The organism is Sulfuricurvum sp. (assembly GCF_036279695.1).
GTDB lineage: Bacteria > Campylobacterota > Campylobacteria > Campylobacterales > Sulfurimonadaceae > Sulfuricurvum.
This window is the reverse complement of the sequence record NZ_DASUIQ010000085.1, coordinates 12,940-34,188: the sequence shown is the minus strand read 5'-3', so window position 1 is coordinate 34,188 and position 21,249 is coordinate 12,940. Positions and strand designations below refer to the sequence as shown.

Annotated in this window: 21 protein-coding genes; 12 read left to right on the top strand and 9 right to left on the bottom strand. The window is 41.6% G+C overall.

Annotation, left to right across the window (positions count from 1 at the left end):
* Nucleotides 1-24: 24 nt before the first annotated feature.
* On the top strand, nucleotides 25-687 hold the full coding sequence (locus VFW36_RS08525; RefSeq protein WP_329658385.1) for a response regulator transcription factor: 663 nt from the start codon (nucleotides 25-27) through the stop codon (nucleotides 685-687).
* Nucleotides 688-689: 2 nt separating this feature from the next.
* Here VFW36_RS08525 and VFW36_RS08520 read toward each other — a convergent pair whose 3' ends face one another.
* Nucleotides 690-2,696 carry an ATP-binding protein gene (locus VFW36_RS08520; protein ID WP_329658384.1) on the bottom strand — a complete coding sequence of 669 codons (2,007 nt, stop codon included), beginning with the start codon at nucleotides 2,694-2,696 and terminating at the stop codon, nucleotides 690-692.
* A 110-nt stretch (nucleotides 2,697-2,806) separates the two neighbouring features.
* Between VFW36_RS08520 and VFW36_RS08515 the strand changes: the two genes are divergently transcribed.
* A complete protein-coding gene (locus VFW36_RS08515; protein WP_329658383.1) occupies nucleotides 2,807-3,232 on the top strand; it encodes a lytic transglycosylase domain-containing protein in 426 nt (141 codons plus the stop codon).
* On the opposite strand, the gene VFW36_RS08510 is transcribed toward VFW36_RS08515, so the two are convergent.
* From VFW36_RS08510 to VFW36_RS08475, 8 genes are all read right to left on the bottom strand, one after another.
* Nucleotides 3,224-4,441, bottom strand: a complete 1,218-nt coding sequence (locus tag VFW36_RS08510) for a type II secretion system F family protein (protein ID WP_329658382.1) — start codon at nucleotides 4,439-4,441, stop codon at nucleotides 3,224-3,226. The genes VFW36_RS08515 and VFW36_RS08510 overlap by 9 nt on opposite strands.
* The gene (locus VFW36_RS08505; protein WP_329658381.1) at nucleotides 4,441-5,955 is read right to left on the bottom strand and encodes a GspE/PulE family protein; all 1,515 of its coding nucleotides are present in this window, start codon (nucleotides 5,953-5,955) and stop codon (nucleotides 4,441-4,443) included. The genes VFW36_RS08510 and VFW36_RS08505 overlap by 1 nt, the downstream gene beginning before the upstream one ends.
* Nucleotides 5,952-7,556, bottom strand: coding sequence for a secretin N-terminal domain-containing protein (locus VFW36_RS08500; RefSeq protein WP_329658380.1), 1,605 nt, complete (start codon nucleotides 7,554-7,556; stop codon nucleotides 5,952-5,954). Before VFW36_RS08500 ends, VFW36_RS08505 begins: the two co-directional genes overlap by 4 nt.
* Nucleotides 7,540-8,361, bottom strand: a complete 822-nt coding sequence (locus tag VFW36_RS08495) for a hypothetical protein (RefSeq protein ID WP_329658379.1) — start codon at nucleotides 8,359-8,361, stop codon at nucleotides 7,540-7,542. The genes VFW36_RS08500 and VFW36_RS08495 overlap by 17 nt, the downstream gene beginning before the upstream one ends.
* Nucleotides 8,345-8,857, bottom strand: a complete 513-nt coding sequence (locus tag VFW36_RS08490; RefSeq protein WP_329658378.1) for a hypothetical protein — start codon at nucleotides 8,855-8,857, stop codon at nucleotides 8,345-8,347. The genes VFW36_RS08495 and VFW36_RS08490 overlap by 17 nt, the downstream gene beginning before the upstream one ends.
* A complete protein-coding gene (locus tag VFW36_RS08485; RefSeq protein ID WP_329658377.1) occupies nucleotides 8,854-9,246 on the bottom strand; it encodes a hypothetical protein in 393 nt (130 codons plus the stop codon). The genes VFW36_RS08490 and VFW36_RS08485 overlap by 4 nt, the downstream gene beginning before the upstream one ends.
* Nucleotides 9,243-10,268 (bottom strand): hypothetical protein, encoded by a 1,026-nt coding sequence (locus VFW36_RS08480; protein ID WP_329658376.1) that lies wholly within the window; start codon nucleotides 10,266-10,268, stop codon nucleotides 9,243-9,245. The genes VFW36_RS08485 and VFW36_RS08480 overlap by 4 nt, the downstream gene beginning before the upstream one ends.
* 97 nt (nucleotides 10,269-10,365) lie before the next feature.
* Nucleotides 10,366-11,274 (bottom strand): hypothetical protein, encoded by a 909-nt coding sequence (locus tag VFW36_RS08475; RefSeq protein ID WP_329658375.1) that lies wholly within the window; start codon nucleotides 11,272-11,274, stop codon nucleotides 10,366-10,368.
* Between the two features lie 160 nt (nucleotides 11,275-11,434).
* On the opposite strand from VFW36_RS08475, the gene gspG reads away from it, so the two are divergent.
* The 10 genes from gspG to VFW36_RS08425 all read left to right on the top strand — a co-directional run bounded on the left by gspG (nucleotide 11,435) and on the right by VFW36_RS08425 (nucleotide 21,237).
* Nucleotides 11,435-11,866, top strand: coding sequence for a type II secretion system major pseudopilin GspG (gspG, locus tag VFW36_RS08470; protein ID WP_329658374.1), 432 nt, complete (start codon nucleotides 11,435-11,437; stop codon nucleotides 11,864-11,866).
* A complete protein-coding gene (locus tag VFW36_RS08465; protein ID WP_329658373.1) occupies nucleotides 11,867-12,418 on the top strand; it encodes a type II secretion system protein in 552 nt (183 codons plus the stop codon). It abuts the gene before it with no gap.
* Nucleotides 12,405-12,845 carry a prepilin-type N-terminal cleavage/methylation domain-containing protein gene (locus VFW36_RS08460; RefSeq protein ID WP_329658372.1) on the top strand — a complete coding sequence of 147 codons (441 nt, stop codon included), beginning with the start codon at nucleotides 12,405-12,407 and terminating at the stop codon, nucleotides 12,843-12,845. Before VFW36_RS08465 ends, VFW36_RS08460 begins: the two co-directional genes overlap by 14 nt.
* Entirely contained in the window at nucleotides 12,842-13,345 is a 504-nt protein-coding gene (locus VFW36_RS08455; RefSeq protein ID WP_329658371.1) for a PulJ/GspJ family protein, read from the top strand. The genes VFW36_RS08460 and VFW36_RS08455 overlap by 4 nt, the downstream gene beginning before the upstream one ends.
* 84 nt (nucleotides 13,346-13,429) lie before the next feature.
* The gene (locus tag VFW36_RS08450; RefSeq protein ID WP_329658370.1) at nucleotides 13,430-14,797 is read left to right on the top strand and encodes a diguanylate cyclase; all 1,368 of its coding nucleotides are present in this window, start codon (nucleotides 13,430-13,432) and stop codon (nucleotides 14,795-14,797) included.
* Nucleotides 14,798-14,815: 18 nt separating this feature from the next.
* Nucleotides 14,816-16,804 carry a TonB-dependent receptor gene (locus VFW36_RS08445; protein WP_329658369.1) on the top strand — a complete coding sequence of 663 codons (1,989 nt, stop codon included), beginning with the start codon at nucleotides 14,816-14,818 and terminating at the stop codon, nucleotides 16,802-16,804.
* A 14-nt stretch (nucleotides 16,805-16,818) separates the two neighbouring features.
* Nucleotides 16,819-18,030, top strand: a complete 1,212-nt coding sequence (locus VFW36_RS08440) for a DUF917 family protein (RefSeq protein ID WP_329658368.1) — start codon at nucleotides 16,819-16,821, stop codon at nucleotides 18,028-18,030.
* Nucleotides 18,027-18,776 (top strand): hypothetical protein, encoded by a 750-nt coding sequence (locus VFW36_RS08435; RefSeq protein ID WP_329658367.1) that lies wholly within the window; start codon nucleotides 18,027-18,029, stop codon nucleotides 18,774-18,776. The genes VFW36_RS08440 and VFW36_RS08435 overlap by 4 nt, the downstream gene beginning before the upstream one ends.
* Nucleotides 18,773-19,651 carry an ABC transporter substrate-binding protein gene (locus VFW36_RS08430; protein WP_329658366.1) on the top strand — a complete coding sequence of 293 codons (879 nt, stop codon included), beginning with the start codon at nucleotides 18,773-18,775 and terminating at the stop codon, nucleotides 19,649-19,651. Before VFW36_RS08435 ends, VFW36_RS08430 begins: the two co-directional genes overlap by 4 nt.
* Nucleotides 19,648-21,237 (top strand): ATP-binding protein, encoded by a 1,590-nt coding sequence (locus VFW36_RS08425; RefSeq protein ID WP_329658365.1) that lies wholly within the window; start codon nucleotides 19,648-19,650, stop codon nucleotides 21,235-21,237. Before VFW36_RS08430 ends, VFW36_RS08425 begins: the two co-directional genes overlap by 4 nt.
* The last annotated feature ends 12 nt before the right edge of the window (nucleotides 21,238-21,249 follow it).

Genomic DNA, 21,249 nt, shown 5'->3' with positions numbered 1-21,249 from the left:
AAATCAGATGAACGAGGGTATATCATGCATCTTTTAATTATTGATGACAATGAAGAGCTACTTTATGTACTGCAAAAAGTACTGCGAGATGCCAATTATCATATCGATGTCGCAGCGACACTACTCTCGGGTAAAAAATGTATCAGTGAAAAAAAATATGATTTGATTTTGTTGGACTGGATGCTTCCCGATGGCAACGGCATTGATCTTTTAAGCGAGATACGCCGAGAAAAACTACAAACTCCCGTGTTGTTTTTCTCCTCTAAAAATGAGGTCGAAGAGAAGGTCGAAGCTCTCGACATGGGCGCTGATGATTATTTGGAAAAACCGTTTTCGAATATAGAACTTTTAGCGCGAATACGAGCGCTGCTTCGTCGTGAGAGTGCTCAAAAACAAACCCATTTAGAAGTCGGCAATATCATGATCGATTTTTCATCTCGCAGTGTGTCGGTAAACAACAATCCCGCCAAACTTTCCGCAAAAGAGTTTGAACTGTTGGAACTGCTGATTCTCAATGCCAATACGGTTTTAACCCGTTACCAAATATCCGAACATTTAAGCCGAGATTTTGAGCATATCGCCGCCAGCAATATTGTCGATGCCCATATTAAAAACCTCAGAAAAAAGCTCGATGCCGATGATTTGATACAAACCGTACGGGGAGTCGGCTACATGATTGCCAGATAACGTTAGAACGATCTAAAATTAAAGCTGGCAGTTGTCCCTTTCCCTTCTCCCTCACTGCTGATAACCAAATCCCCGTTGAGAACCAATGCGATTCTTTTACTGATGGCAAGTCCTAATCCGCTGCCATTGGTTGAGTTTTCATTATTACGGCGAACTTGATAAAATTCATCGAATAAGTTTTCGATTGCTCCTTTGGCTATACCGCATCCGCTGTCTTTTACCTGTAATACATAGAGCCCGTGGTAAAAATTGAGTTGCACCTCTATAATACCGTTTTCGGTGAATTTGATCGCATTTGAGAGGAGATTGATGACGACTTGACCGAATAATCGCTCATCCGTGTTAAATTCTCTCTCCACCGGTTCAAGTGCAGTGATAATTCTCAAGCCTTTCTCTTCTGCGAGCGGAACCACCAACTCCAAAGCGCTTTCGATCAGTTGCACCAAATCACATCGGCTCGTATGGGGTTCCAATTTGCCCGACTCAGCTTTGGCCAAATCCAATATCGTATTGATCACATCCAACAGATGGTGTGCAGAGTTTTCAATTTTACCCAGTGTTTCAAATTGCGGTTCAGGGGTTTTTGAGTGTGTCATCATATACTGTGTCAAACTCAAAATCGATCCCAACGGAGTACGCAGTTCATGCGACATTGCGGATAAAAACGATGATTTTGCCATGAGTGCGGCTTGCGTTTTTTCCAGCAACTCTATCCGCTCCATTTGCAAGGAAAGCATCCTCTCTAAGGCTTCATAAAAACGTTCATTGGTCTCTTTGCTGAGTCCCGCTTCTTCGATGCAAATAAAACCTGACGTATCATTTCCAACTGCATTCAGAGCAATCGTGATACTACTATCATTACATCCGTCGCACGAATAATATACCGCTTTGGCATTGCTGAAACGGCGAATTTCATGGATTGCGATCTCGATTGTCGATTCTTTGGTATCGGCACGGCTAACCGCATTAAAAAAGACGATCAGACTGACCAGTTTCTCCCAATGTTTTTCCCTCTCAACTCTCAAACGCTCCATCATTACTTGAGTCCTGAACATCAAGGCATTAAACGAATGGGCCATCATCCCCACTTCATCCGTTCCCGTTTCGGCAACCGTTTGGGTATAGTCTCCAGTTGTGGCGATCTGCATAGCGGTATCGGAGAGCGAATGGAGCGGCTTGATAATCCGGAGAAGCAAAACCCAAAGCAATAATGCGATCAGAATGATACCGACACCGAATCCGATCAAAAAGAGGGTTTGAAAATGGTACAAAAGGGCGAGCGCTTCACTTTTCGGCAATGCATAATGCAAAACCCACCCCTTGAGTACCCCCTTAAGTGCAATACTATGATGGAGATAGGCATCGGCATCGAATACGGGATTATTTCGTGAGTAGATAATCGATTTTTCGCTTGGCGGAGTCAGCCAGCGAAACAACTTTTTATCGGTTTCGAGCTGATGGACAAAATTTTCCAGTGGAAAGGATAATACCAAATAGCCCAAAATATCTTCAGGGTAAAATGTCCCGCGTATCGGTGCGAAAAAATAGAGATTTTTACCGAGAAAAATATAGGATTTTCCTCGTTTATATCCATCGACAATGGCCGTAGCATCCTTTTGAATGATAGAATAATTCGCATCTTCGGATGCTGCAGGAATACTCAAATCCGGTGCGATCGTAAATAACGACATTGAGTTGCCGAAATCACTCGCCTTTTCGTCCAAGATGCTCGCGATACGTTTATCCATATCGCGTGTTACCATGTCGTTCATCACCTCAAGCCGAGAGAGAAAGACGATCTCTTTGCGCAAATTGCTAAGATGAAAGTCTAAATCTTTGGCAACGGAAATAGCATTGTTGTGGATGTTCTCTTGTTCTTTTTTGAGCAATAGATTTGATTCATGTCCCCACAAATAGGACAATAAAACGAAAATAATCAATGCAATAACGCCAAAAAGGGCAATAAAAAGCTTGTAAACAATCGGTAAAGAGTTCCATCGAAATTTCATATTTATTTTAGTCCAAAAGTATAGATTTTATCGGAGCACCTATTATAGTCTTTTTGAATAAAGTTCTTTAATATGTGCTACAATTTGATAAGAAAAAAGGATACAACAGCATGAAAAAAACAATTATTTTGCTTTTTTTATCATACGCATTATATGCCAATGTATCCACCTATGAGCCTTATTTTCAAAGAGCCGGAAACTATTATAATATCCCGCCGCTACTTCTCAAAAACATTGCAACAATCGAAAGTTCCGGCAACCCGAACGCCATTCGGATTAACAACAACGGCACCAAAGACTACGGATTGATGCAGATCAATTCGATCCATCTTCACCGTCTATCGGCATGGGGGATCAACGAGAAAAACATTCTAAATCCTCAAGTCAACATTTTTGCCGGAAGCTATCTCCTCTCCGAACACATCAAAGAACGCGGTTTCAACCTTCAAGCTATAGGAAACTACCACTCCAAAACCCCAGCTTACAAAGATAAATGGCTCCGCCGTCTCATCATCGCACTCAAAACATCATCCTAGGTTTAGCGAGAAGATCGGCAGAAGCATAGCCGTGACCATAACCCCGATAATCCCACCGATCAGAAGCATTAAAGAGGGTTCCAAAACCGATAGGAATAGGGCGATTTTGTCTTTGTTCGTATCGATGTAAAACGCGGAGAGATGATCAAACATCGATGAGAGTTCGCTGGTCTCTTCACCGATAGCAACCGCTTCGATAAACGAATCATCTATTTTGTATCCGGAGTCTCGTCTTAGCCCTTTTGACAGGGGTGAACCTTCGATTACTTTTACCGAAGCCTCTTCAAATACCTCTTTTATCACTTCGGATGAGAGGGTAATGCAGGAGAGCTTGATAGTATTGACCACCGGAACACCTGAACGCATGAGGAGTGACGAAATCGTACAAAAGCGTGCCAAATCTGCCGTTTCAACCATCTTTCCGACAATAGGGAGAGTGAGGATAAAGCCGTGAATAGCTTTTTTGAAGGTGTAATCGGTTGCCATTTTATAGGTAAACATCCCAATAACCCCCAATACTGCTGCGGCAATCGCAAACCAATAGCTCGCAAAGAAGTGTGACAATGTGATAATGATCTGCGTCAAAAGGGGGAGTGCTTGACCTGTGGATTCAAAAATCGCGGTGATTTTCGGTACCACGACACTCAACATAAAAGAGATAACCAAAATGGAGACGATCACAATAAAAGAGGGGTATACCAACGCCTGAGCCAACTGTTTTTTGATTTTTTCCTGAAGCGTCAAATAGAGCGATAACTCGTGTAAAACTTCGGCTAAAATCCCCCTATCTTCCGAAATTTTGAGGGTTCCGGTGTAGAAAACGGGGAGGGTATAATGGTCTTGAGATTCAAGAGCTTGAGCAAAGCTTTTTCCTTCATTGATCATAGCGATCAACGTGTCGAAAAAATGCCCCAATCGAATGTTATGATGACTTTGATGTTTTAAGAGGACTAGCGCACGGGTCAACGGGATTCCGGCATTCAGATACACGCCCAAATCACGACTCAGCGTTGCGAGGTGCGTTGAGGGAAATTTCTTTTGTTTAAACAAAGCCAGAACGCCGAAAAACGATTGTTCTTTGGTCGAAATAGCGGAGTACAAAATCCCTTGCGCTTTTAGTTTCATCTTTGCTTCATCGATATTTGAGGCTTCAATCGTTGATTTGATCGCTTTGCCCGTACGCTCAAGCCCTTTGTAATGAAATTCCATTACGCTTCTTTCACTCCCACACGGATTATTTCATCAATGCCGGTCGTCTGATCGAGCAGCAGTGCGATAAGCTGATCCGAGAGGAAACGCATCCCTCGTCGCCGCATTATTTCTCGGATTTCAAAATCGTTATCACTTGTTTTGAGCAGGGGACGCAGCGGGTCATCCACCATAAAAAATTCTCCTACGGCAACGCGTCCGTAATAGCCGCTGTAGTGGCAGTGCACGCACCCTTTGGGTTTAGAAACACTTAGACCGTGAGCCAAACCGAACGTATCCGCATCCGCATCCGATAGGGGGATACTCTCTTTGCATTCAGGACATAGTTTACGTACAAGGCGCTGCGCCAAAACGCCTAGCAACGTGGAAGTGATCAAAAATTTGTCGATCCCCATATCGGCTAAACGCGTCAAAGCGGCAGTGGCATTGTTGGTGTGAAGCGTTGAGAGAACCAGATGCCCTGTCATAGCCGCTTGGATAGCGATATGAGCCGTTTCACTATCGCGTATTTCCCCGATCATGATAATATCGGGATCTTGTCGCAAGATTGAGCGCAAACCGGAGGCAAAGGTGAGTCCCGCCTTGGTATTTACCGCAATCTGGCTCACATGAGGGGCATCATACTCTACCGGATCTTCGATCGATATGATATTTTTTTCAGGACTTGCGAGCTGCTGTAAAAAAGAGTGCAGGGTGGTTGATTTACCGCTCCCCGTCGGTCCGGTGACCAAGATAATCCCATGCGAATATTTGAGAAGTTCTTCAAACTCGGAGGTGGTTTTCTCATCAAAACCCAACTCTCTCAACGCCGGAATCGAAGATGCCTGCATCAATATCCTCAAAACAACCCTCTCACCGTGATAGGTAGGCAGAACTGAAACCCTCACATCGAGATTTTTCCCCGCTACTTTGACCTGAGTCCGACCGTCTTGGGGGAGCCGTTTTTCGGAAATATCCAATGCCGATATAACTTTTATACGGCTGATAATAAGATCGATGATGTTTTTATCCAGATCGATATGTTTGACCAATGCCCCGTCAATCCGAAACCGTACTTCCCCTTTTTTTTCATGCGTTTCGATATGAATATCGCTCGCTTTGCGTTTGATCGCCTGATAAAAAATCGTGTTGACGAATTTGATGATAGGGGCTGATTCTTCGCTGGTCAACAAATCCGCCGAATTTTTGATAAAATCGACCAAGGACAGCTCTTCGTCAATGTATTCAGCACTGCTCGGAAGTGTTTTTGAAATGGCGAGATCGGTTTTTAACTCCAACGATTTCAAATAGAGATTTTCGTATCCCGCGGGTGAAAGATGGGCTATGGGATAGGTCAGTGCAAGTTTATTGTAAAGCTGCAATGCACCGAGATAGTCATTCTGAGGGACAATAGCATAGAGAGTATTCTCATTGGAACAAAAGAGCAAAGAGTGTCGGATACAAAGTGCTATTTCTATATTTTCCGGATGGGCAATTTCGACACGTTCATCCTCTAAAAACGGAAATTTGATCATGGTGCATCATCTTTTTTGGCTTCAATATTTTGGGTGATATTTTTGATATAGCGTTCTTGAATCTCGTCCAGCTCTTTCAACTGTTCTCGCAGTTTGCTCAAATCGTCACTTTTCTCGATAATGTAAGGGGTGAGCATAATGACGAGATTGATTTTGTCACGAGTCTCCGCTTTATTTTTAAACAAATTCCCAAGGAGCGGAATATCACTGAAGAAAGGAACTTTCGTATTGGTTTCATCCATTTTTTCTCGAATCAAACCGCCGATAATAACACTTTCACCGTTGTTGACGATGGCGGAGGTGAGGACTTCACGTTTGGTTGTGCTGGGACGATCGGCAATCGAATTGGGTTCAATATCTTCGAGTTTCGCACTCACCCCTAAAAGCACTTTATGATCGTTGGAGAGACGCGGTTTGATTTTGAGGGTAAGACCGATGTCTTGACGGGTAAAATTTTCTTGGGAGATTCCGGTACCGGTGAGGGTCGTTCCGGCACTGATCGATTGGGTTTTACCGACATAAATAGAGGATTCTTGGTTATCGATACATAAAATTGAGGGTTCAGAGAGGATATTAGCCGCACCGTTTGTATTTAACAACGCGATATTTGCACCCAACGCGATTCCGTTGGTTAGATTCGGTAATGTTATCCCCGCCAGTAACGTCGGATCGAGAGAAATAGCAGACGTTTTTCCATCCCCCAAAAGCGAATTGAACGTAAAAAGACCGTTAGATCCCATACTTCCCCCAGACAGCCCGTATTTAATACCGACTTCTTGAGATTTGTTATTGCTGATTTCGATTATTTTCGCTCGAACGTAGACTTGCTGACGGTTGTGATCGAGTTCATGCACCGTAGCTTCAAGGCTTTTATAGAGTTCATCGCTGGTAATAACAATCAAAGAGTTGGTGGCATCATCACTGGTGATACTCGGAGGCTGCTGTCCCGCAATCAGAGTCATCCGTCCGATAACGGTGTTCAAGGTAGCGACCAAGGATTTTGCATCGGCATTTTTGAGCGGTATCACATGGGTGGTGTTCGCGGTTGTCTCATCTTTGACATCCAATACCGCCATCGCTTTTTGGATAGTAGCTATATTTTCGGGAAAATCGGTCACGATCACCGAATTCGATTCCTTGGACGCGGTGATTTTTGCATTCTTACTGGTGAAATGTTTGATTTTTAGACTAAACGTTTCTGCCGTACTGAAATGAACCATAAAGATATTCGTCTGCATTTGAGGGATGTCGCTTTTTTCCATAAGCGGAAGATTCATTTGTGTCGCATCCACCGTTTTAACAACACTCAAATAACCGCCGCCCGAATCCACCAATGTATATCCTCGAGATTCCAATGAGGTTTGTAAGATTCTGTACAAATCTTTTTTATTGATCGCTTTATTACCGGCATAACTGATCGTGCCGGAAACCTCTTCGCCGATAAAAATGTTTTTATGGGTTGTAGCGGCTACTAGCTTGATCAAATCACTAATCGCCATCCCGTCAATCGAGAGGGAGATCTTTTCATCTCTCTGCGGAGATGCGGCTAAGAGCGCGGACATGAGGATAGTAATTAGTAAAAATTTAGCGGGTGATTTCATAGACGATTTCCTTTGGGAGGTTATTTCGCTCAAGCGTGATACGGATATGTCTCATATTTTGAATTTGACTGTAGAGGCTCAAGACGGCGGCGTACGATTCAAGCTTTTTGTTATTGACGGAATGTATGACATCCCCGTTTTGAATTCCCAGCTGTGCGTATACGGACTGTGGAGGGAGGGCGTTTATTCTAAATCCGAGTGTTTTTCCGCCAACGACTACCGCTGAAGCATCAACATTTTTTTCGATATTCGGCAATTCCGCTATCTGTTCTCTCAGTGTTTGCGCGGTGATGGTATGAGATTCTCCATCCTCGAGTTGCGACGGGTCAGAGACGTTAGAGACAAGCGTCTCTTGACGCACGAGCGGATCATCATGCCCCAAACGTAGACGGCACGTTTTGCCGTATCCTCGAAACGTCGCGGTCGTATCGGTGAGGGAGATGAGATGAAATACGTTTTTATAGACTCCGCCTAGAGGGACAATAGTGGTTTTCGTTGCGTCGCTGATACTCACCAATGAAGCCGACGAAGATCGATAGATCGCTTTGATACGATGCGGATCAGGGACAAGTGTTGTTGTGGTAACCACTTTAGAGTGCATGGAGGCATTGGCACCCTCTGAGAGGGCGAATTTTTGTCCGAAGTGAAATACCTCAAAAAACGGTTCGAACGGATTTGAAAAACTTTCTTGTGTGGTGCTTGATAAAAAAGCCCCTCCGATTGTGGATAAACTCCAACACAACGCCAGAGGAAACGCCAGTAGATTAAAACGACGCAAGGTGGATTCGTTAAAAATTGCTCTCATACACCAATCCCTCCTTATCCTGATGTAATCGGCTCACCAAAAGACCGTAACCCCGCAGTTGGCTTGTAGCTTCAAAAACAATTCTCATATTTTTATTCAGCAGATCATAGCCCCCTTTGAAATGACCGAAATCTCCCTCTCCTTGTATCGATATTTCCAATGGGTTCAATAGCGTGTAAGTCACGGTTACGGTATCGATCTTTCCCGGAAAAAACTGTCGAAAAAGGGGAGAAACCGATAAGTTTGAAAGACTCAAACGATTATAGAATATCCACGGAGAGATTCGGATTTTTTCGACAGAAGCGACGGTTTGATTATCCAACAAAACCTCTCCGTTGTCCGCATCAAAATAGACAAATCGGTCATTCATCACTTCATTATTGATGGTGAGGTGGTATTCACGCAGGAGAGATTCAAAGGTAAAATAGAATTTTTCCTTGGGAAAGAGGACCACGAGAACCAAAAAGATATAAAACAGATAGAGTAGGCGCTTCATAGTTCAATCTCCACACTAATAGTTCCTTTGGAGACTCCATTACGCTTGAGGGATATTTTTTTAATATTCAACATGGAGTTCAACAGCTTGTTGCTTAGCGAATCAAACTCACGTGAGGAGAGATTATCGTATTCCAAATAGATATTTGTCCCTCGTCTTTCTTGTTTGCTCAAAAGAGGGTGGTTTTTTAGATACTCAAAATCGGTTTTGGACTCCTCTACCGACCAACGTGATTTTAAAAGCTTGATCTCTTCGGATTGCTGAGTGAGCAAAACATACTCATTTCTCAATTCTGATACTGCAATATTTTCCCAAATCGCCACGATAGCGCTCATGATGACAAGAGCTAGAGTGATCATTACCGCGAGCATTAGTCCTTTTGGCTTCATTTTAACCGAACCTCTATTTGGGTGTTATGCTCGTTGATTTGTGCATGTTTAAAGCGATTCATAATCGTATTTTTCAGGGAGTTTCTAGCATTAGCATCATCTGCATCAATGACCATATAGATACCATTGCCATCATAGCTCAACTCTCGAATCCCTTCGCCGTGAAGCTCTATAGACGGTATAGATGGGGTATTATCGACGATAAGACGGTTTGCTTCACCCGGTTTCGAACCGGGGATCAAAACAACACCATCCGCCGATGGGGGGATAACGGGAGGCAAACTCGGCAATGCAGGCGGAGGAGGGGTGATGATTTTCCCCTCTATCGCGAGAAGGCTTATCTCTTTGGATACTTCCCGAATATGAAGCTGTTTTTTCTCTTTCTTTTTTAAAGAATCGATGAGGGCTTCCCGTTCAAACGACGTTTCGGGAAGTTTCGATGAGGAGAGTATCATTGAAGTCTTTTCTTCGAGTATACGGTTTTCTTGATACCCAACTATGCCAATTGCCAAGAGATTACCTAAGAAAATCAATAAAACAATCAATGTATTTCTGAGTGTCTTTGTGGTAACTTCAGAGGGAACCATCCCCTCAATCCCGACCGTTTTTAAAAAGAGTCTCGGAGTCGAAAGAGCATCTGAGAGTTTTATCGATCCGTTTGTATCGATGTAGGTCGAATCGATCTCCATCACGATTCCATCTATTAGGGTCAGATACTTTCCGCTTGGAAGTTTCACGGGGCGGGTAATATCGTCAAATACCCATTGCGCAAACGCCATTTTTTTTATCGATGTTGCAGAAGCGGCGATTAGACGCTGTGATAGTTCCGTCGGATTATAGGCGATCACCACATATCTATTATCTTCGGATTTCTGAGCTACGTATCGATATTCGTCATTTAGATCAAACAAAGCCCCACCGTATCTTGCGGCCTCTTTTTCACTTTTCACATTCAGCTCTGCTTGCAGTACCCAATACTCATTCGGCGATAGGACTAAAACAGTCTCATTAGCAATACTCACATCCTCAAGTGTATCACTGTAAACCAACGGTTTAACAGGGCAAATAAAAGGGCGCACACGAGGGTATCGTTCACAAAGGGAGCGAATGATCTTCTCCTTAAAGAAACTCAACATGTTTCACTTTCTTTTCAAGAAGGTTATACTGAAATCGTATATGTTCTTCATGGGCATTTTCCGTGACATGAAGATCGCATAAAAGATTATATGCTATCCCCGATGTGTAAATAAAAAAATGGTTATCAAATACGCTGGCTAGTGCAGGTTCAGCGGCGATCGCTTCTTCTTTGCTTACGTACGCTTTGGTGCGAAAAAGGGTTAAAGAACGGATCTTTTCGGCAGACACCGTAGGGAGTATCAAAGTGAGTGTTTCGGGGTTAAGTGCATTAAAATCCATTTTATCCCCTTCAAATCCGATATAACGATCCCATGGAATCGACAAAACACTTGTGTCTCGCGTCAGCTCAACATAACGCTCCAAAATATGGTTAAACTGCTCAAAATTTGCGATTTTTCCATTGTTAACATCAGGGTTACTAATACTAATCTCGGTACCTTCCCCTCGTTCACTCGTATCAGTATCGATTGTATCAGAAACAAGCTTAATCAAAATATCACTATCAGTAACTGAATATATTGAAAATATTCGGTTAAATAAAGCCGTCTTTGACTCATTTATTTTTCCATCCGAATCTACAAGCGTGTTGATATTTAAACGTCCGTATGGAGATGAAAACTGCATTTTCATAATAAAATCTCTATTTTTGCTCTCTAATTGCAGCGGTAACCGCATCGTTAAATCGAGTTCTTCCGCGGTATTAATCCCATAGAGGAGCGAGGGGAGTTGCTTTTGGAGATCATTCACAATCTTCATTGATGAACTTTTAGAAAAGGTATCATTCCCCAAACGTGATAACTTTTCGCTCTGTGTCAGTACTAAAGCGCTCAGCCCCATTAGTACTGCTATCAGAAGCAGGGTCATCATCAAAACCATACCGTCTCTTTTCATTTCGTATACTCGTTTATCATCATTTTTCTGCTTGAGTATAGCGCTATTAGATGAATTTTTAATGAATTAAAAAAATAGACAAATTTTTAGAAACTTAAGTCACATTTTCTTATATTTCAAATACAATCCTAAACTTAGAGCCAATATCAGGAGCAATAATATGTCATCAAATCAGTTAAAAAAAGGGTTTACCCTCATAGAAATTATGGTCGTTATCATCATTTTAGGTCTGCTGGCGGCATTTGTAATCCCTAATATCACAGGTAAAAGCGGAGAAGCCAAACAAAAACTGGTTTGTATCCAAATGAAAAGCTTAAATGAGAGCCTAAAAATGTTTAAAGTGGATAACGGATCCTATCCGACCTCGGAAGAGGGGCTTAAAGCGCTTCTGAGCAACCCAAATCCTGAAGTCTATAGTTCTTATTCTCCAAACGGTTATGTAGAGGGAAAAAATCTGCCGAATGACCCGTGGAACAAACCCTATATTTACCTCAATAATGAGGGAGAAGTAGAACTCGTTTCACTGGGAAGCGATGCAAAAGAGGGCGGTAAAAATGAAGAGCGGGATCAAAAGCTTTCCGAGTGCCGCTAAATGAAAAACACACGCAAAGGAATGAGCCTATTTGAACTGCTAATCGTCATGACGATTATCGGGGTAGTCTATTCCATTGGTGTATTTACCCTGAAAACAGAAAAAACAACCGCACAGGTCTTGAACCTTTCGACCTTGAAGACAACCCTTTTAGCCCTGAATACATCAGGTAGGCTCCGTCTCATTTGTGATGCCCCAGCGCAAGAGTGCCGAATATTTTCAAACGACGGCAAAATGATCAAATCCGCCCATTTACAATCCAATGGAACCATACAACGCTACGGCTATGACCGTTTCGGTGAACTTCACCCATTGGGAAACGTTATCGTTCAAAATGGGGGAAAATCCGTACAAAGTTCTTTTGAATTTATCCTCAATCCTGACCGAACCGTTACCCCTTTGATTCTCAAAAACAATGAGCGATTTTACGTCTACACACCGCTGGGTGAGGATAAACCCTTCGTTAGCGAAAATGAAGAGCAATTGCGCGCTTTTTTGTTTGATGAGGGGCGTTATCCTCTCAAAGGAGATGATACCTATGGCACTTACTAAAGGATTTTCGCTGATCGAAACGTTGGTCGCCATTACCATTGCGACTGTCGCTACCATGGCACTGATGCGTGTTATCTCGTATGCGTCCTCAACCTCCGCACATGCGATAAAACACTTCGATTCATCCCTCACAACGTCTCTGGCGATCGGCAGTGTTACGGAATCGCTAAACGGAAGAACCATGAGTGTTTATGAGATACTCTCCGAGCGCTACAATATCGATCATCCCGTGATACGAGAAACGCTTCAATCTGCCTCCTATGAAATCCGATTGCTCCCGAAAGAGGCGATACATCCGCTCATCAGTTCAACCGTCAATGTCACTGGCTCGCAAAATCCCTTAAACTCTTTTGCAATGCAAAAAGTCATTCTCCAAAATCCCCATGAGAAAAAATCGTTTTACCGCTTAACCTCGGAGCGCCCATGAACCGAAAAGCATTCACTCTTGTTGAGGTATTGATTTCGATTCTCCTCTTCGGTCTGATTAGTATCTTTTTATTCGGAGCGATCGATCAGATTCGTAATCAACAAACCTTTTTTAAAACCAAAGAGGGAATTATTGAACAAAAAAATAAAATAGTTTCCCTAATGCAAAGCGATTTTGATCGCGCACAATCCGTTGCCGTTTCATCAAGTAGCAATAACAATTTCGACACGGCATCCATTATAGGTTCCAACCGTTCATTGTATGGCAGTGATGCACCGTTTGTTACGTGGGTCATACTCAAAGCGGATAATACTCTGGTGCGGATGGAATCTACCGCACCCATCAGCGTTCCGATCAATCCCAAAGCACTTTATGCAACCCACAGCGACCCTATAGCCCAACATTGCGAAATTTTCCGTATCTACGATTCTCCTTCGCATCGGCTTATTTTTCTCAAAACAGAGGCTCATCCGCCGCTTATGGTCGAAGTGGCGAAATAATTACCCTAAATTATTGCAAAACGAGCTATAATAATTAGCTACATGAAAAAAGGTTTAAAAAAATGTTTCTAACGGGTATAGATAATGAAACGATTTAAAGAGCAAATCCGATGGAAGCTCCTTTTGCTTTTTTCTCTTTTACTGTTAGGTATTTCTTTTATCCTTACCGGACAGCACATTATTTCATATAAAAACATCCTCCAAGAAACGTTTGATGAACAAAAGTCTTTATTAAAAGACAATATGATTCTTCGTGCCAAAAATCATACCGAATCGCTTGCTATACAACTTGAAAACGAATTAGCCGCCTATAACTTTTCTAAATTCTCCGAATTGGTGATTAACGATGCCGGCAAGAGTGAAGCGATTATCTACATAGGAGTTGTTGACCGAACCGGTAATATCATAATCCAGTCACAAAAGTCTACTTTGCCGAAGAGTGATTTCTCCCTCAATGATCTCAATAGCAGCGATATTATTGCCAGTGAACAACTATACAAAAATCACCCCGTTCTCGTTATCAAAAAATCTCTTTATATGGGAAGCGAACCGTGGGGCGTGTTAACCCTCTATTTCTCACAAACGGAGCTAGAGAAAAAAGTCTTAAATTATTCTCGCCAAATGGAAGACAACGTTCATCAGTCGTTGTATCAATCTCTCATCTCTATGGTAATCTTTTTGGTCTTGTTTCTCCCCATCGCATACAGTATGGCCATACATATCAGTAACCCGATTATCGATTTAACGAAACGGGCGGAAGAGCTGTCAAACGGCAATTTTATGCCGAAATCGGTTGAGATCGAGAATAGAAAAGACGAGCTAGGGATACTGGAGAGAACCTTTGACAAGATGAGTGAAAACTTGCAAAATTCCTACAATAGGCTCGCACTTTATAATACACAATTAGAACAGATGGTACAAACACGCACACTGGAACTGGAAGAAAAAAATATCGAGCTAGAAAAACTCTCCATTACGGATAAATTGACTCAGCTCTATAACCGTGTCAAATTAGAAGAGGTCTTCAACGATCAGATACAAGCCGCGAGACGCTATAACGCTCCATTTTCGATCCTATTATGCGATGTCGATCTCTTTAAAAATGTTAACGATACTTTTGGGCATTTAATCGGCGACAAGATACTCGTTGAGATCGCATCCATACTGAATTCAACGCTACGAGAAACTGACATCATCGGTCGATGGGGAGGGGAAGAGTTCCTCATTATTTGCCGTGAGACCGATCAAAACCAAGCCGTGCTACTCGCAGAGCGGCTCCGAAGTGCTATAGAGCATCAAACGTTTAGCACAGATCAACCCCAAACGATTAGTATAGGAATAAGCTGTTTCTGCTCCAATGATACCGATGTTTCTATGATAAAACGCTCCGACAGCGCCCTCTATGAAGCTAAAACTTCCGGACGCAACCGCGTCGTTTTTAGTCCGTGTTAATATGAAAAAAGGATTATCGTGTTCACTAAAATAGTTTGTTTGTCTATTCCGGCTATTATCTTTGCAAATCCCTTTAATGCGACGCTAGAGGACGAAGCATCTTGGCTCAAAGAAGAGACGTTTGTCATATCCGCTTCACGTGTCAAAGAAAACGTCAAAAAAACCTCCGCATCGGTTACCATCATTGATGAAGATACCATCAATAAAATGGGAGCCAACACTCTCTTGGACGTACTCAGAGTGGTTCCGGGGCTTGGGGTCTCACAGAGCAATATTTATGTAGACAAAATAGCCGTACGCGGTATTGAAACGTGGTTTTCCGAAAAAGTTTTAATCCTTCTCGACGGACATTCGTTAAACTCCGATTTACTTAATGGCGGAGCAACCGGAACGTTTGCAAACTTTCCGGTAGAACAGATCAAACGGGTAGAGATTATCCGAGGGCCTGCATCCGCGCTCTATGGTGAAAATGCCTTTACTGCCCTTATCAACATCATTACCAAAGAAGCTCAGGATATTAACGGGGTTCAAGTTAGTGCTAAAGCAGGGAGTTACAACACATCAACTGCCAATCTTCTTGTGGGAAAATCCTATGAAAACTTTGATATTACGGCAAATATCAACTACCGAAATACGGATGGGTACAGTGCCTATATCGCGAGTGATACAGTAGGCAATAGCGGAAATAGCAATCCAACATCCGAGAGAATCAATACCAATCTATCCCTAAAGCATAAAAACGGCTTGTATCTAAAAGCAAACTACAACAACACAGAAGACGGTCCCCGATACGGTGGAGCACATGCGCTCAACAATGAAGATCAGTCCAAAAGAGAAGCCTACTTTGTAGAGTTGGGCGATAAATATAAAATCAATGATAACTACACGTTGGATTCAAGGATCTATCGTGATAGTTTTGTAGCCGACAATCGTTGGAAATTATTTCCCTCAGGTTATCCGTCACCAGCTTTTACCGATGGTATGTTAGCTATTACAGGCTACACAAATCTGAAATCTGGTATTGAGACACTCTTAACCCTTCAAAAAGAAAACTATACCGTCGTATCCGGTCTCTCCTATGAAGTTCAAGAACTTAAAAATCCTAAGTATATGGCAAATTATAGCTCCGCGACGGGACTGCCGTTGGGAAGTCTCCAAGACTTATCAGCGCCCAACACAAATTTCGTATCGGAAGCAAAGAGAAAATTTGAAGCTGTATACAGTGAACTTCTTTATGACATTAGAAAAGATCTAAGGCTCACCGCAGGTGTGCGATACGACTACTATAGTGACTTCGGAGGGGTTATCAACCCAAGACTCGGTGCGGCATGGGAAGTGAACGATCATAATACGCTCAAACTGATGTACGGCGAAGCGTTTAGAGCACCGACCTTTGCGGAACTCTACAACAAAAATAATCCTGCATTGGTCGGCAATCCAAACCTAAAACCTGAAAAAGTCAAAACGGTTGAGCTAAACGTACAAAATACCTCTATGGACAATCTGGAGACCTCATTAACGCTTTTTCAAAGCACTATCAACGACATTATCACTACTGCCAGCAGCACCTACGTCAATCGAGGCAAAACGACGACACAAGGGATAGAAGCCGAGCTCAAATACAGCCTGAGCAGAGGATCATACCTAACGGCTAACTATACCTACCAAAATCCAAAAAATGAAGAGACCTCACAAGATATTGAAAACATATCGAAACATGAAGCCTACGCAGCACTTAACTACCGTATCAACAGTACGTTCAACCTTTATACCGATGCCAAATATATGGGAAAACAAACGAGAAGCGCTGCCGATACCAGAACTCCGGTAGAGCGCAGTATCACGAGTAACGCAACAGTGTTGGCAAAGGATTTATTTCTCAAAGATGTGCAAATGAAATTTTCGCTCTATAATATATTCGACGAAAAAAGTTATGATTCAAACAGCCCGTATGACTATCCCCGAGAGGGAAGATCGTATATGGCTGAGTTGTCCTATAAATTTTAAAGAGGAGCTAATAGATGATAATCGGTAAAGCAGAACTGGAACAAATACTCTACGGAGCATGTTTTTTGGCTTCAGGCGGTGGTGGACCGCTTGATTTAGGGCAAAGTTGTATTGATGCTGACTTTAAAGAGGGAGACACCGTTGAGGTTGTTGATTTCGATGATATTCATGAGTGTGAGTGGATCGTTCCCTCTTCGGGTATGGGACTGCCGAGTGCATCTTTCAATGCTTCAGAGCTTAACAGATCACTGCTTAACGTCATCGAAATCATGCAGAAGTGGTGTCAAAAAAATAAAAAAGACTTTACGACTTTTAAGTATATCTTTCCTATGGAAGTCGGAACCGTGAATTCCGTTTTACCCATTATCGCCGCTAAATTAGCCAAGGAGAAAGGAATAGATTTCAAAGTTGTTAATGCCGATCCATCAGGCAGAGCTACTCCTACCTTACCGCTGACACTATTAGCTGGATACGAATGTCCGTTTTATCCCAACTTTATTGCCAGCGGAAGCGTTAATCCTCTTTTTTCTTCTTATAAACTTGAGAGTTTAGATCATGTACAAGAGTGCTTTGCTCAAATGTTTACTTCAAGTGCGTTTAAAAACAGCGGAGGGTTTTCTCTTTATCCTATGAGCAAAAAAGAGTTTAAACCTAAATTCACGGTACAAAATACTATGCTCGATGCTTTGAATATAGGCAAAATTATCAACCAAGAAAATTCAGCTTCAAGTAGAGCTGAAAAAATCATATCCTATATGAACCATGAGAGTAAAGAAAAAAGATTGACCAAAGAGATTTTTTACGGCACATTAGAGAGTATAGAGAGTACTGTTGTCAACGGTACCGATGTCGGTACACTAATCATAAAAGGGGTTAATACTTTTGAGGGTAAAACACTAAAAGTAGCAACTGAAAATGAAAATATTTTTGCGAATATCGTGGATAAAAATGGGGTAGAAAAACCCTATATTATGGGACCTGATTCTATATCTTATCTACCTGAAGTGATTGGAATGGAAGATTCTACTCTAAAGATATTAGACGTTACAGGGCTAAATGCACTCTATAATTGTCCTATGAAAAAGGTGATTAAACTTCATGTCATCGGGATTGACGCGCCTAAACATGTAAAAGAGTGCCGTAATCTAATAGCAAACTGGTGTCAAATCAATCAGATGCTAGGTGGACCGTCTACATATACGCAACCTTGGATAGAGTGCAAATGAGGTTTTTTTCCTTAATCTTTTTGGTTGTCATGACACTTTGTGCGGATAACGTCAAAGTATACCTCTACACGCCGGAGATTAATGTCAATAATTTCAAATCTCTCAAGATGAATTTTGACTCCTATTTAAGCATATATGGAAATTATGAACTTCAACCCTTTAGCGATAAAGAGACGTTTGAAAAATATTTAAAAAAGAGAAACTCCATCGCCATTCTCTCAAGTTGGCACTATCATGAAATCGCAAAAAAATACAATTTAGAAGCGATGTTGGTAGCGAAAAAAAGAGGGAGTATCACCGATCGTAAAATACTGGTCGGTCAAAAAAACAGTGTACTGAAAGGGATCGTCACATCCGCCTATGATAAAGAATACACCGGAGAACTATTAAGCACTATTACCAAAAACAACTCCAAAGAGTTGTCGGTACTCAAAGTTCCCAAAGAGATCGATGCTTTGATGAGCGTCGGCTTCGGTATGAGTAAATTCGCACTGGTCTCCAAAGACAGTTTTTCTCTTTTGCAAACGATCAATCCTGTTTTAGCCAAAGATTTAAAAATTTACTATGAGTCCGAACCGGAGTATCGAATGCTTCTAGTCTGCAATGAAATCGATAAAGAAGATAGCAAACTCATATCCGTTTTCAAAAATATGGAACTTTCCGACAGCGGAAAAAGTATTTTGAATTCGATCGGTATCGATAAATTGGTTGTTTTCAATGTAGAAAATACAGGAGATTTAAAATGAGATCACTATTATTAATCTCTGTGCTTTCACTGTATCTGCACGCACAAACCATTTTAGTCATTAACTCGAACTCTGATGTCAAAAAATACAACGAAGCGGTAGAAGAGTTTGGTAAAAGTGTTAAATACCCATTTAAAACACTGGATATTTCGAACAAAACCACTCCTGAAATCAAAAAATATCTTTATGATGAGTATCCTGATGTTGTTTATACCGTCGGTGCCAAAGCCTACCAATATGCCAATGAATATATACCGGAAAAAGAGATCTATTTTAGCTCGATCGTTGATTGGAAAAAACTCCCTCTCAACGCTAATCGTTACGGTGTGTCCAATGAGTTGCACAGCGGGATGCAATTGATTCTGATTAAATCTATATTTAATAATATCAAATCAATAGGGATCATCCACAGCAAATACACGCAAAACATAATAGATGACCTGACTCGTGAAGCTGGAGCACTCGGTATCACAATACACTCAGAGAAAATTGGTGAAGAGTCACTGAAGAAAGGGGAATTTGACCCTGTGATTAAATCGTGTGATGCGATGATGGTTATATCCGATCCGCTCTTTTTAAATAATGAGAAAACAGTGGAAGAGGTATTTCATAAATCAGAATTGTACAAAAAGCCGGTTATCGCTTATCATGAGCTCTTTGTACAATACGGTGCTACCTTGATCCTATCCGTCGATAATCCTACCATCGGACGACAAATAGCATCTATGATGGAGCGTCACTCTAGTGATGATACGATAGAAAAGATCCAGTATCCTGCGGGAACTAAAATTATCTTCAATAAAAATGTGGCGAATAAGATTGGAGTTGAGTTCACTCCGGATATAGCATCAACGGCAACAGATATTGTGGAATGAATCTAACCCATAAGTTTATCATCGCTATTGTTTTGATAACGTCACTGGTCGTGTCAGCTTTTACGTACCTCCAGATCAACGAGCAAAAAGAGATTTTAAACAATGAGTTAAATCAGAGAGTGTCGTTGATTCGAAGTAATTTGGAATCCAATGCCAAAAACAATGCCATCTCTTTAAAATATGAGGTGGAAAATGATATTGCCACCTTCAATTTCTCTCATATCGATGCAGATTTTAAAAACTTGGTTACGAAAGATGAGATCGATGCCATTGTCCTCTTTAATATCGATAAGACCAAAGAACTGTTTGCCGGACAACCCTATTTCAAAAATTTCTTTCCCAAGAATAAGATTGATAGTTTAACGATCCGAGAAATCAACAATAAAAATAATTTCATCATCTCTCTCCCCATCGTTTTGAACGATAAATGGGGAGAAATGCATATCGTTTATTCCCTAAAGCAGCTAAAAGAAGAGGTTAAAAAAGCGGAGGAGAATAAAAAACTCAAAATACAATCGAGTGTCAGAAAAGCTATTTTCACTTCCGTAGTGTTAGCCTCCATTTTACTGATTTTTAGCTACTTCTTTGCACGAAAACTCATATCGCCTATTCTAGTGCTGACCGATACTGCCAAAGAGATTGCTAGCGGCAACCTAGATGTCAGCGAAAAATTATCGGCTATCAAATCTAACGATGAAATCGGTCTATTGGCTACCTCTTTTGTAGAAATGGCAAAACAGCTTGATGCCTCGTACAAAGAGTTATATGTACTCAATACAAACTTGGAAAACAAAACCCTAGAACTCCAAGAACTCAATGCCTCTTTGGAACAAAGAGTCGCACAAAAAGTAGCTCAAATTACCGAACAAGAAAAACTGATGATCTCTCAGTCACGTTTGGCGGCTATGGGTGAGATGATGAGTATGGTTGCCCATCAGTGGCGTCAACCTCTAGCAACGATAACCCTGATGATCGCCGATGAAAAAATCAAATCCTTGGTATCCAGTAAAGAATCGGATGAGACCGACAAAATACTCGATAAAATTTCAGATATTATCATCTATCTATCCAATCTGATCAATGATTTTCAAACCTATTTCAAGCCGGATAAATCAACTGAAAATATTTCGACTGCACTCCTTATCGAACGGATGGAGCAGATTATTCAAACACGCATACAATACGAAAAAGTTCAGATGCATTGTGAAATAGGGGAGAATGTCTTTATCGAGACCTATGCAAACGAGGTCGTTCAGGTGCTCATCAATATCGTCAATAATGCGATTGATATTTTAGTTGAGCGAAATCAAATCGATCGGCATATATGGATAAATATTATGCACAATAGTGAGCATGTAACAATCAGTGTCGAAGACAATGGCGGTGGAATAGCCAATAGCATAATAGATCATGTTTTTGACCCGTATTTCAGTACCAAATCGAAAAATGGAACCGGAATAGGGCTTTATATGGCAAAAATGATCATCGAAAAACATATCGGTGGGGTATTAAGCGTCACTAATACCAAAGAAGGGGCATGCTTTGCCATCACCCTTCCAAAACGACAAAATGAACGTGGAGTTTAAAGTTCGAATACG